This is a genomic window from Streptomyces cavernae (assembly GCF_004023625.1).
GTDB classification, from domain to species: domain Bacteria; phylum Actinomycetota; class Actinomycetes; order Streptomycetales; family Streptomycetaceae; genus Streptomyces; species Streptomyces cavernae.
Map to the genome: position 1 here is coordinate 82,148 of NZ_RPDJ01000027.1, position 13,228 is coordinate 95,375.

At 70.9% G+C, this 13,228-nt stretch carries 7 protein-coding genes; all 7 read left to right on the forward strand.

Going from position 1 to position 13,228, the window contains the following annotated elements:
* Nucleotides 1-30: 30 nt before the first annotated feature.
* The 7 genes from EF387_RS31975 (at nt 31) to EF387_RS32005 (ending at nt 13,216) form a co-directional block, all read left to right on the forward strand.
* The gene (locus tag EF387_RS31975; RefSeq protein ID WP_128380142.1) at nt 31-1,857 is read left to right on the forward strand and encodes an ABC transporter ATP-binding protein; all 1,827 of its coding nucleotides are present in this window, start codon (nt 31-33) and stop codon (nt 1,855-1,857) included.
* Nucleotides 1,854-3,704 (forward strand): ABC transporter ATP-binding protein, encoded by a 1,851-nt coding sequence (locus tag EF387_RS31980; protein ID WP_128380143.1) that lies wholly within the window; start codon nt 1,854-1,856, stop codon nt 3,702-3,704. Before EF387_RS31975 ends, EF387_RS31980 begins: the two co-directional genes overlap by 4 nt.
* A 38-nt stretch (nt 3,705-3,742) precedes the next feature.
* Nucleotides 3,743-5,548 (forward strand): ABC transporter transmembrane domain-containing protein, encoded by a 1,806-nt coding sequence (locus EF387_RS31985; RefSeq protein ID WP_128380144.1) that lies wholly within the window; start codon nt 3,743-3,745, stop codon nt 5,546-5,548.
* Between the two features lie 188 nt (nt 5,549-5,736).
* Nucleotides 5,737-7,584 (forward strand): ABC transporter ATP-binding protein, encoded by a 1,848-nt coding sequence (locus EF387_RS31990; RefSeq protein ID WP_128380145.1) that lies wholly within the window; start codon nt 5,737-5,739, stop codon nt 7,582-7,584.
* Between the two features lie 976 nt (nt 7,585-8,560).
* Nucleotides 8,561-10,666 (forward strand): M4 family metallopeptidase, encoded by a 2,106-nt coding sequence (locus EF387_RS31995; protein WP_128380146.1) that lies wholly within the window; start codon nt 8,561-8,563, stop codon nt 10,664-10,666.
* 316 nt (nt 10,667-10,982) lie between these two features.
* Entirely contained in the window at nt 10,983-12,632 is a 1,650-nt protein-coding gene (locus EF387_RS32000; RefSeq protein ID WP_128380147.1) for a M4 family metallopeptidase, read from the forward strand.
* An 80-nt stretch (nt 12,633-12,712) separates the two neighbouring features.
* Nucleotides 12,713-13,216: a DUF1990 family protein gene (locus EF387_RS32005; RefSeq protein WP_128380148.1), complete on the forward strand. Its 504-nt coding sequence runs from the start codon at nt 12,713-12,715 to the stop codon at nt 13,214-13,216.
* The last annotated feature ends 12 nt before the right edge of the window (nt 13,217-13,228 follow it).

The following is a 13,228-nucleotide window of genomic DNA, read 5'->3' on the forward strand; positions in this document are numbered from 1 at the left end:
TTGTCAGTGCCGATCCGTAGGCTCACTTTGATGTCCACCACAGTCGCGAACCCAGCTTCGGAGCCCCACGACCGTTCCGCCGTACGAACCCTGCTGCGTCTGTGGCCGTTCGTGCGTCCCGTCCGCGCACGCTTGTTCACCGCGGCGTTCGTCGCCGTGCTGGCGTCCTGCACCGGGCTGGTCTTCCCGCTGGTCCTGAAATGGATGGTGGACGGGCCGGTGGCCGACCGGGATCCGCGCGGGGTGTGGCTCGGGGCGCTGTACCTGCTGCTGCTCGGGTTCGCCGAGGCATTGCTGTTCGGGCTGCGGCGCTGGCTGGTGGCACGGCCGCTGGCCGGGGTCGAGGCGGAGATGCGGGCCGTTCTCTACGGCCACCTCCAACGGCTGCCCGTCGCCTTCCACGACCGCTGGGCCTCCGGTCAGTTGCTGTCGCGCGGCACGACCGATCTGATGCTGCTGCGGATGTTCCTGGCCTTCCCGCTGACGTTCCTGCTGGTCAACGCGGCCACGATCGCTGTCGGCATGACCATCATGCTGATCCAGGAGTGGACGCTGGGGCTGATGCTGCTGGTGCCCGCCGTGCCGGTCGTGATCATGTGCTCGGTCTTCGAGAGACGGTACGCGAGGGTGGCGCGGCTCGCGCAGGACCAGGTGGGCGATCTGACGACGGTGGTCGAGGAGAGCGTGCTCGGCATCCGCATCATCAAGGGCTTCGGGCGGCATCGCAGCCAGGCCCGCGCCTTCCGGGAGCTGTCCCGCACCCTGCGCGGCACGGAACTGCGCAAGGCCCGTCTGCTGGCCACCATCTGGGCGGTGATCGTCACCCTGCCGGAGCTGGCCATCGGTGCCGCGCTGACGTGGGGCGCGATCCAGGTGGCGGACGGTTCCCTCTCCCCGGGGACGCTGGTGGCGGTCCTGTCCACGGCCCTGGCGCTGCGCTGGCCCGTCGACTCGATCGGTTTCCTGCTGGCGATGAGCCAGGAGGCGGCGACGGCGACGGAACGCTATTTCGAGGTGCTGGACGAGCTGCCCGAGTCGACGGAGACCGAGAAGGAATCCGTGCCGAGGACGACGGCGCCCGGTACGGGGGACGCACCGCCCCCGGGTGACTCGAACGGGCTGCGGTTCCACGACGTCCGGTTCCGCTACCCGGACGCCCCGGCGGACGCGGCCCCGGTCCTGGACCGCATCGACCTGCACATCCGCTCGGGCGAGACCATGGCCCTCGTCGGCGCCACCGGCAGCGGCAAGACCACGCTCACCGCCCTCGTGCCCAGGCTGCACGAGGCAACCGCGGGCCGGATCACCCTGGACGGCGAGGACATCACGGCCATGCCCCGGGAGAGACTCCGCTCCCTCGTCTCGGTCGCCTTCGAAGAGCCCACCCTCTTCTCCGCCACCGTCGCCGACAACGTCCTCATGGGTGCCCCGGCCGACGCCGGCGAGAGGGAGCTCGAGCGCGCGCTGTCCGTCGCCCAGGCCGACTTCGCGCACTCCCTGCCGCAGGGCAGCGGCACCCAGGTCGGTGAGCAGGGCCTGAGCCTGTCCGGTGGTCAGCGCCAGCGGCTCGCCCTGGCGCGGGCGGTCGTCGGCCGGCCCCGTTTCCTCGTCCTGGACGACCCGCTGTCCGCCCTCGACGTCCACACCGAAGCGCTGGTGGAGGCCGCGCTGCGCCAGGTGCTCGCGGATACCACCGCCTTGGTGGTGGCCCACCGGCCGTCCACGGTCCTGCTCGCCGACCGGGTCGCCGTGCTCTCCGGCGGACGGATCACCGCGGTCGGCACCCACCAGGAACTGCTGCGTACGAACCCCGAGTACGCCCATCTGATGTCAGGAACGGAAAGCGAGGACCGATGACGGCGCCGACGACCACCGCGCCGCCCGCCGACGACCGGGAACCCGTCCGGCCGAAGGACGACCCCTTCGACCGGGACGCCCTCCCGGCCGCCCCCGGCGCGACCGGCGCCCTCCTGCGCTCCCTGCTCGCACCGATGCGGGCTCGGGTCGCCGTGGTGGCCGTCCTGCTGCTGCTCCAGCAGGCGGCCGTGCAGGCGGGACCGCTGCTGGTCGCGTACGCCATCGACTCCGCCGTCCCCGCCTTCCAGGACGGCCGGCACGGTCCGCTGATCGCCGTGGCCGTGGGCTACGCCCTGTGCGCATCGGTGTCCGGGATCCTCCAGTACGCCTTCATCCGCGCCTCCGCCCGGGTCAACCAGGACGTCCTGCTCGATCTGCGCGGCCGGATCTTCCGCCACGCCCAGGCCCTCAGCGTCGACTTCCACGAGCGCTACACGTCGGGCCGGCTGATCTCCCGCTCCACCACGGACGTGGAGTCGCTGCGGGAACTCCTCGACGAGGGACTGCAGGAGCTGATCACGGTCATCCTGTCCTTCGTCTACATCTCGGCGATGCTGCTCTGGCTGGACATGGGCCTCGGCGCGGTCGCGGTGGCGTCGTTCGTACCGCTCTACCTGCTCGTACGGCTCTACCGGCGGCGCGCGGCACGGATCTACTCCGTGCGGTCCACGGCGATCGCGGCGGTGATCGTGAAGTTCGTGGAGACGATGAACGGCATCCGCCCGGTACGGGCGTTCCGTCGGGAACGGGTCAACGACGACGACTTCCGGGTGCTGAACCGTCACCACGAACGCGCCAACGGCGACGCCATTCTGGAGATGGCCCGTTATGTGGTGGGGTCGCGGCTGGTGGCCAACACGGCGGTGGCGGGGATCGTGCTGTGGGGCGCGTACCGGGTCGCGGACGGATCGCTGGCGCTCGGGGTGCTCGCCGCCGCGGTGCTGTATCTGCGACGGCTGTACGACCCGATCGACCGGCTCGGGATGTTCCTCAACTCCTACCAGTCCGCGGCGGCTTCGCTGGAGAAGATCGCGGGGCTGCTGGCCCAGGTGCCCTCGGTGCCGGAGCCGGCCAAGCCGCGGTCGCTGCCCGTGCAGGAGTCCGAACACCCCGGCCGCGAGGTGGTCTTCGAGGACGTACGGTTCGCGTACCGCACGGGCGGGGAGGTCCTGCCGCGCTTCTCGCTGACATTGCCGGCCGGGCAGACGGTGGCCGTGGTCGGCTCGACGGGCGCGGGCAAGTCGACGCTGGCGAAACTGCTGGCACGCTTCTACGACCCGTCGGACGGGCGCGTGCTGCTGGACGGCGTGGACCTGCGCGAGCTGGCGGTGCCCGAACTGCGCCGGGGTGTGGTGATGGTGACGCAGGAGTCGTTCCTGTTCTCGGGGACGGTCGCGGAGAACATCGCGATCGGCCGGCCGGACGCCACCCGCGAGGAGATCGAGCAGGCCGCGAAGGCCATCGGCGCCCACGACTTCATCACCGCGCTCCCCGACGGCTACGACACCGACGTCCGCAAGCGCGGCGGCCGTATCTCGGCCGGCCAGCGGCAGTTGGTGGCGTTCGCCCGCGCCCTGCTCGCCGACCCGGCGGTACTGATCCTGGACGAGGCCACCAGTTCCCTGGACATCCCCGGCGAACGCGCCGTCCAGCGCGCCATGTCGACGGTCCTGCGGGGCCGTACCGCGGTGGTCATCGCCCACCGTCTGTCGACGGTGGAGATCGCCGACCGGGTCCTGGTGATGGCCGACGGGCGCATCGTGGAGGACGGTTCTCCTGACCGGCTGATCGCGGGCTCGGGCGAGTTCGCGGAGTTGCACAAGGCGTGGCGCGAGAGCCTCGCGTGACCGCAAGGGTTGTCCGAAGTGTGGGAAAGAGGGTGCGGATGATCGACGCTCATGGGGATCCCGGAACGCCGGACTGCCGTGGCGGCGGCCGGTACCTGTGGTGGCTGGTCCGCAGACAGCCGGGCCGGTCCGCCGCCGGGGCGCTGCTGGGCAGCGTGTGGATGGTCCTCATGGCGGTGACGCCGTACCTGCTGTCCCGGGCGATCGACGACGGGCTCTTACCGGGCGACCGTGCGGCGCTGGTGGGCTGGACGGCCGCCCTGTTCGGCGTCGGCGCCTTGAACGCCTGGGTGGGCGTCATGCGGCACCGCACGATGACCAGGGTGCGGATGGACGCCAACTTCCGCACGGTCAAAGTGGTGATGGACCAGGCGGTCAGGCTGGGTGCCACGCTGTCGCGCCGGACGGGTACCGGCGAGGTCGTCACCATCGGTGTGGGCGACGTCCACACGATCAGCCAGTCCCTGACCGTCGTCGGCCCCGGCGTGGGCGCGATCATCGCCTATCTGGTGGTGGCCGGGCTGCTGCTCGCCGTCTCGCCGCTGCTGGCCGGGGTGGTGCTGCTCGGCCTGCCGGTGATCGCCGTGATCGTCGGTCCGCTGATGGGGCGACTGCAGGGCACGGAGACCGCGTACCGCGAGCGGCAGGGGATGCTGACCGCCCGGATCGGTGATCTGGCGGGCGGGCTGCGGATCCTCAACGGCCTCGGCGGCAAGGGCCTGATCGCCGACGGTTTCCGCCGCGACTCGGCGCGACTGCGCCGGCAGGGATACCGGGTGGGCGCGGTGACCAGCTGGATCCAGGCGCTCGGCATCGGGCTGCCGACGCTGTTCCTGGCCGTGGTGACCTGGCTCGCGGCGCGGCTGGCGGCGCAGGGGTCCATCACCGTGGGCGAGTTGGTGTCGGTGTACGGCTATGTCGCGGTCATGGTGATGCCGGTGTCCTTCTTCATCGAGTGCGGCTACCAGCTCAGCCGGGCCGTGGTCGCCGCCCGGCGGGTCGCACGTTTCCTGTCGCTGGCACCGGCGCCGGACGTCGCCAGGTGCGACGCGCCCTCGGAACCCTCGGTGCTGGTCGATCCTCAGTCCGGTGTCAGGGTGGTGCCCGGGCGGCTGACGGCGCTGGCCGGGGCCAGGCCCGCCGATCTGGCGGCCGTGCTCGACCGGCTGGGCCGGTACGCCCCGTCCTCGGTGACCTGGGGCGGCGTGCGGCTCGACGAGATCGCTCTGGCGCAGGTCCGCGAGCGGATCCTGCTCGCGGACCACGAGGCCGACCTGTTCGCGGGCACGCTGCGCGAACTCGTCTGCGGCCGGTGGGGGCCGGACGGCCGGGACGACGACGCCGTCGACCGGGCCCTGCACGCGGCGGTGGCCGACGACATCGTCCGGGGACTGCCGAACGGGCTGGACTCGGCGATCGACGGACAGGGCCGCAACCTCTCCGGCGGGCAGCGGCAGCGCGTACGGCTCGCGCGGGCCCTGCTGGCCGATCCGGAGGTGCTGCTCGCCCACGAGCCGACGTCGGCGCTGGACGCCCACACGGAGGCCGCCGTCGCGGACCGGCTGCGCACCGCGCGCACCGGCCGTACGACGGTGCTCACCACCACCTCTCCGCTTCTGCTCGACCGTGCGGACACCGTCTACTACCTGGTCGACGGCAAGGTCGCGGCCGACGGCAGCCATTTGGCGCTCCTCGCCGGGGAGCCCGGCTACCGCGCCCTGGTCGCCCGCGACACGGACGCAGAGGACACCGCGGATCACACCGCGGACCGCTCGGACACCGCGGACCGCTCGGACACCATGGACCGCGCGGACGCCGTGGACGCCGTGGAGGCCGCGCAGTGACCGCCGAACCCGCCCGCTCGCCTGCCCGCCCACTCGCCTGCCCGCCCACTCGCCTGCCCGCCCACTCGCCCGCTCGCCTGCTCGCCTGCTCGCCCGCTCGCCCGCTCGCCTGAACCATCTGCACCATCTGAATCGCGTAGAACCGCCTGAATCTCCCAAATCGCCCATAACCCAGAGGAGTTCGTACAGTGACGGCCACCGATGCCTCGGGACACCTGCCCGTTGCCGAACCGGCGGACGTGCGCCGGGCGGCGTGGCGGTTGATCCGGGTCGACGGGCGCGCCTTCGCCGCCGTGCTCGCCCTCAACGCGCTGGCCGCGGTCGCCGGGCTGGCCGGACCGTGGCTGCTGGGCCGCATCATCGACGAGGTCCGCGGTGGCGGTGGGGTGCGGGCCGTGGACCGGCTGGCGCTCGCGATCCTGGTGTGCGCCTTGGCGCAGTTGCTGCTGGCACGCTGGGCCCGGTACGTGGGGTTCCGGTTCGGTGAGCGGACGCTGGCCCGGGTGCGCGAGGAGTTCGTGGACCGCACACTGGCCCTGCCCTCCTCGGTCGTGGAGCGGGCCGGCACGGGCGATCTGACGGCTCGGGGCACCGCCGATGTCACGGCGGTCGGCACGACCCTGCGCGACGTCGGTCCGGAACTGCTGATCGCCTCGGTGCAGGCGCTGTTCGTGCTCGGTGCGGTCTTCGCCCTCGACCCGCTGCTCGGCGCCTGCTCGGTGGTAGGTCTGCTCGGCATCTGGGGTGCCCTGCGCTGGTATCTGCGCCGAGCGCGCACCGCGTATCTCGCCGAGGGCGCGGCCACCTCGGACGTCGCCGAGATCCTCGCGGCCACCGCGGTCGGCGCCCGCACGGTCGAGGCCTTCGGGCTGCGCCGCCGCCGGATCACCGCGAGCCGGGACGCGCTCGAGACGTCCCGCCGCACCCGGATGCACACGCTGTACCTGCGCACCGTGTTCTTCCCGATCGTGGAGGTGTCGTACATCGTCCCCGTGGTCGGTGTGCTGCTCGTCGGCAGCGCGTTGCACGAGCACGGGAGGATCAGCCTGGGTGCGGTCGTGGCGGCTTCCCTGTATCTGCTGCGGCTGTCCGAACCGCTCGACCAGATCCTGATGCGGGTCGAGCAACTGCAGAGCAGCGGCGCCTCGTTCGCCCGGGTGGAGGGTCTGGCGCGGGCACCGCAGGCGGTGTCGGCCGACTCTCCGACCCCGGCGGACGACCGCATCGACGTGACCGGGGTCCGTTACTCCTACGACCGCGGCGGCGAGGTGCTGCGCGGTGTCGACCTGACCGTGCGGCCCGGGGAGCGATTGGCCGTCGTCGGGCCCTCCGGCGCCGGCAAGACCACGCTGAGCAGGCTGCTCGCGGGAATCGACGAGCCGCGGTCGGGCACCGTGTCGGTGGGCGGCGTGCCGATCGCCGCGCTCGGTCCCGAGCAGTTGCGGCGCCAGGTCGTCCTGGTCACCCAGGAGCACCACGTGTTCCTCGGCACGGTCCGCGACAACCTGCTGATCGCCGACCCGTCCGCCGGGGACGCCGAGTTGTGGGCGGCTCTCGCGGCAGTAGGCGCCGACGACTGGGTGGCCGGGCTGCCGAACGGCCTGGACACCGAACTGGGCCCCGGGGCCGGTACCGGGTCCGGTACCGCGTCCGGCGGGCTCCCCCAAGGCCTCGACTCCGCTCGGCAAGGGGGGACCCCCGTCATGGACGGCTCCCGTTCCCAGCAACTCGCCCTGGCCCGCGTCGTCCTGGCGGATCCACACACGCTGATCCTCGACGAGGCCACCGCGCTCCTGGACCCGACGACCGCACGCCACACGGAACGCGCGCTGGCCGCCGTACTCGAGGGCCGCACGGTCATCGCCATCGCCCACCGCCTGCACACCGCACACGACGCGGACCGTGTGGCGGTCATGGAGAACGGCCGACTGACCGAACTCGGCACCCACGATTCCCTGGTGGCGGCCGGGGGCGCGTACGCGGCGCTGTGGAGCTCCTGGCACGGGGACGACGAGACCCGGCCCTCGGCAGGGTGAGCGAGGTTCCGTCCCGTACCTGGGGTTCTCCTCCCCGCTCCGGGTTCGTACTGCTGCCGTTCGACCTAGTGCCCCGCAGGCAACGTTCGCCCCGTCGCGACGCCCCGCACGCTCACCCAAGCTCTCGACTTCTCCCCCACTCTCGGCTGCGCTCGAGCGGGGGGACCCCCATGAGCAGGGGGGACTCCCATGACGCCGCTCCTTGACGGGCGAACGTTGCCTGCGGGGCACTCGCGCGAGCGCGGATCGGCGCGCGTGAGTGAGTACCGGCGCCGCGACGCGGCGCGCTGACAGCTTCGGGGTTTGCCTCCCAGGGACGTTCAGGCCCCAGGTGCACGTTTTTCAGCCGCTCCGGCGCTTGAGGAGCGGGGTCCGGGGCAGCGCCCCGGGGAGATGCGGCCCCTGCTCACGGGGGTCCCCCGCTTGAGCGAAACCGAGAGTGCGGGAGGAGCCGAGAGCTCAGTGAGGGCAGGGGCGGAGGAGGCGAAAAACCGCTGGGCCCGGCGCCGAGCCGACCGCAACCGCGAGCCCACGCCGTCGTAACACCCGCCAAAGCCCCCTGGACACACATGGCCACCCGCACCATGAGCGCCCCCGGACACCGCTCCGACCCGGGCCCCAGTAATCCTCAATGCCCAGGAGTTTACGAGGAGTTGACACTCACGGGCCGGGCAGCTGAGCCGAGCGTCCCGGACGATTTGCCCGCCTCTGTGCGCTCAACCCGCGAAGAGTCCGTATACCGAAGCCGAACTCCGGGGCAACACACCGTTTCAGCCAACTTCTTGATGCGCTCCTGACAAAACCTGATCAGTCCTGTCACTCTTCCCTCGTCCGCCGCACAGTTTCTCCACAGCTCTCCTGCTGAGCCGCGGTCTCACCAACTGGTTCTGAGCAACGTCTTGTTCTGCCCGACGGGCACCCCGACCCGCCGGTCTTCCCAGGGGCCGCGCGACCCGCGGCCACGCAGAAGGAGTCAGTGTTGAGAAGCACCTCTCACAGACGCACCCCCCACTCCCCCGCAGAGCGCTCCATCACCCGCACCCGCACGGCGCGCCGCGCCGCCGCCGGCGCGCTCGTCGCCGTCACCGCCTTGCTGGCCGCCGCCGTGCAGAGCGGGGCGGCCAGCGCCGACAACTCCGCGATCGAGGCCGGCGCCGCCAAGTCCAGTGCCGCCGAGCTCGGCAAGGTCCGCAAGGGCGCCCTCACCACGCAGCTCACCCCCTCCCAGCGCGCCGAGCTGATCCGTGACGCCGACGCCGCGAAGGCCGGCACGGCGAAGGAACTCGGCCTCGGCGCCAAGGAGAAGCTCGTCGTCCGCGATGTCGTGAAGGACGCCGACGGCACCGTCCACACCCGCTACGAGCGCACCTACGAGGGCCTGCCGGTCCTCGGCGGCGACCTTGTCGTCGAGACCGGCAAGGCGGGGAAGACGGAGGACGTCACCAAGGCGACCAAGACCACCATCAAGGTCGCCTCGACCACACCGAAGCTGGCCGCCGCGAAGGCCGAGCAGCAGGCGGTGAAGCTCGCCAAGGGCGACGGCTCCAGCCGCACCGAGGCCGACCGCGCCCCGCGCAAGGTGATCTGGGCCGCCACCGGCAAGCCGACCCTCGCGTACGAGACGGTCGTCGGCGGTCTGCAGCACGACGGCACCCCGAACGAGCTGCACGTCATCACCGACGCCACCACCGGCAAGAAGCTCTACGAGTACCAGGGTGTGGAGACCGGCACCGGCAACACCCAGTACAGCGGCACGGTGACGCTCGGCAGCACGCAGTCGGGGTCGACGTACAACCTGACCGACGGCGAGCGCGGCAACCACAAGACGTACAACCTCAACCGCGGCTCCTCCGGCACCGGCACCCTCTTCTCCGGCCCCGACGACCTCTGGGGCAACGGCCTTCCCGCGAACGCGGAGACCGCGGGCGCCGACGCGGCCTACGGCGTCGGGCTCACCTGGGACTACTACAAGAACGTGCACGGCCGCGCGGGCATCCGCGGTGACGGCGTGGGCGCGTACTCCCGGGTCCACTACGGCAACGCCTACGTCAACGCCTTCTGGCAGGACTCCTGCTTCTGCATGACCTACGGCGACGGCGAGGGCAACAACAAGCCGCTCACCTCCATCGACGTGGCCGCGCACGAGATGACGCACGGCGTCACCTCGGTCACCGCGGGCCTCAACTACTCCGGCGAGTCGGGCGGGTTGAACGAGGCGACCTCCGACATCTTCGCGGCGGCCGTGGAGTTCTACGGTGGCAACGCGAGCGACCCGGGCGACTACCTGGTCGGCGAGAAGATCGACATCAACGGCGACGGCACGCCGTTGCGTTACATGGACAAGCCGAGCAAGGACGGCGTGTCGAAGGACAGCTGGTACTCCGGCCTCGGCTCGATCGACGTCCACTACTCCTCGGGCCCGGCCAACCACTGGTTCTACCTGCTGTCCGAGGGCAGCGGGAAGAAGACGGTCAACGGCGTCGACTACGACTCCCCGACCTCGGACGGCCGGCCGGTGACCGGAATCGGCCGTGAGAAGGCCGCGCTGATCTGGTTCAAGGCGCTCACCACGAAGTTCACCTCGACCACCAACTACGCCCGGGCGCGCACCGGCACGCTGGAGGTGGCCGCCGAGCTGTACGGCGCGGACAGCACCGAGTACACGGCCGTGGCCAACGCCTGGGCGGGCATCAACGTCGGCACCCGGCCCGGCGACGGCGGCGGCGAGACCGGCACCTCGTTCGAGAGCACGACCGACGTGGCGATTCCGGACAACGGCGCCGCGGTGACCTCGACGATCACCGTCACGGGCCAGACCGGCAACGCGCCGTCGAACCTGATCGTGACGCCGGACATCAGCCACACCTGGCGCGGTGACCTGGTCATCGACCTGCTGGCCCCGGACGGCACCAGCTACCGCCTGAAGAGCTTCAGCTCCTCCGACTCCGGGGACGACGTCACCGAGCCCTTCGTGGTCGACGCGTCCTCCGAAACCGCCAACGGTACCTGGACCTTGAAGGTGCAGGACCAGGCGGCGCAGGACGTCGGAACCATCAACGGCTGGAAGCTGACCTTCCCGTAACCTCTGGCTCAAGGGCGCCGCTCCGATTTGCGGAGCGGCGCTTTCGCCGTTGGGCCCCACCGTGAGCAACTCCCCTGCACAGGGCGCACTTTCTCGTGCCGTGCCGCCGATTTTGCGTTGTCTTGGACAAAGTTCACAGGCCTGCAACGTACCTGACGCCTCGACCAACCAGCGCTTTCCAGCCAAGGTTCCTGAGAGGTCCTGACATGTACGCGACCCAGGTGGCACTCTTCCACCGCACGACACAGCGCACCGCAACTTAACCGGCCGGTCATCCTCCCCAGGTTGCCCGGACACCCCCACATAAGGAGCATGTGTGACCCCCCTCTACGCGCGTCACAAGCGCACCACGCTGGCCATCGCCACCGCAGTGGCGGCCGGCGCCCTCGTGACCACCGGTCTGACCACCGGTGCCACCGCGCAGACCCCGGTGGAGCCCTCCGGCAAGTCGACCCTCGCCGCGGCCCCCCTCCAGCTGACGCCCGCGGCCCGCACCACCCTGATCAAGCAGGCGGACGCCGCCAAGGCCGACACGGCCGACGAACTCGGGCTCGGCGCCAAGGAGAAACTGGTCGTCAGAGACGTCGTCAAGGACGCCGACGGCTCGGTGCACACCCGCTACGAGCGCACCTACGACGGTCTGCCCGTCCTCGGCGGCGACCTCGTGGTGCACGAGAGCAAGTCGGGTGACGTCCAGGGCGTGACCAAGGCGACGAAGGCCACCATCAAGGTCCCCGACACCACCCCCACGATCGCCAAGGCCACCGCCGAGAAGCAGGCGCTCACCGTCGCGAAGGCCGAGGGCAGCACCAAGTCGGAGGCCGACCGGGCGCCCCGCAAGGTCGTCTGGGCCGCGAACGGCACGCCCGTCCTCGCGTACGAGACGGTCGTCGGCGGCTTCCAGCACGACGGCACCCCGCAGGAACTGCACGTCATCACCGACGCCGAGTCGGGCAAGAAGCTGTACGAGTGGGAGGCCGTCCAGACCGGTACCGGCAACAGCCAGTACAGCGGCAAGGTCACCATCGGCACCTCGCTGTCCGGCTCGACGTACCAGCTCAACGACCCGACCCGCGGCGCCGCCAAGACCTACAACCTCAACCGCGGCACCTCCGGCACCGGCACGCTCTTCACCGACGCCGACGACACCTGGGGCACCGGCGCCGCCTCCAACACCCAGACCGCCGCCGTGGACGCCCACTACGGCGCCCAGGTCACCTGGGACTTCTACAAGAACGTGCTCGGCCGCAACGGCATCAAGAACAACGGTGTCGCCGCCTACTCCCGCGTCCACTACGGCAACGCCTACGTCAACGCCTTCTGGTCCGACAGCTGCTTCTGCATGACATACGGCGACGGCTCGGGCAACAACAAGCCGCTCACCTCGCTGGACGTGGCCGGCCACGAGATGACGCACGGCGTCACCTCCAACACGGCGGGCCTGAACTACTCGGGCGAGTCCGGCGGCCTGAACGAGGCCACCTCGGACATCCTGGGCACGGCGGTCGAGTTCTACGCGGCGAACTCCTCGGACGTCGGGGACTACCTCATCGGCGAGAAGATCGACATCAACGGCAACGGCACCCCGCTGCGTTACATGGACAAGCCGAGCAAGGACGGCTCGTCCCGCGACGCCTGGTCCTCCAACCTCGGCTCGATCGACGTGCACTACTCCTCGGGCCCGGCGAACCACTTCTTCTACCTGCTCGCCGAGGGCAGCGGAACGAAGACGATCAACGGCGTCACCTACAACTCGCCCACGTCGAACGGCTCCACGGTCACCGGCATAGGCCGCGACAAGGCCGTGCAGATCTGGTACAAGGCGCTCACCACGTACATGACGTCCACGACGAGGTACGCGGGCGCCCGCACGGCCACCCTGAACGCGGCCTCGGCGCTGTACGGCTCGACGAGCACGGAGTACAAGGCGGTGCAGGCGGCCTGGGCGGCAGTGAACGTGAACTGACGTAGCCATCGAATTTGCGGTAGCGACACAGGGGCGGGCCCGGACCACAGTGGTCTCCGGGCCCGCCCTACTCTTGCCCCATGCCCTTCACATACGACGACGTCGGCGCGACACTGGACGGCCGCTGCCCGGAGGGGTTCCACCCCATGGAGGTCAGGACGCGCCTGGGCGAGGGCGAAGAGCTCTTCCACCGCGCGGCACGGGCGGTGCTGACCTGGGAACTGCACCGCGCGATAGGCGTCTCCGTCAGGACCGACGCCCCCGAGGCGGCCCCGGGAGTCGACGTCACCGTGGGCCTGGGCCTGATCAAGGCCCCCTGCCAGATCGTCTGGACCCTCAACGAGCCCCGCCGCGCCGGCTGGGCCTACGGCACCCTCGAAGGCCACCCCGAGTGCGGCGAGGAGGCCTTCCTGGTCCAACGCACGGGCGACGGCACGGTCTGGCTCACGATCACCGCCTTCAGCCGCCCGGCCAAGTGGTACGCCCGGGCGGGCGGCGCGGCGACGCGGGGGCTGCAGCACGCTTACGCACGGAGGTGCGGCGTCGTGCTGCGGAGGTTGTGCACGGAGGGAAAGGGGGACTGATCCTCTCCAACG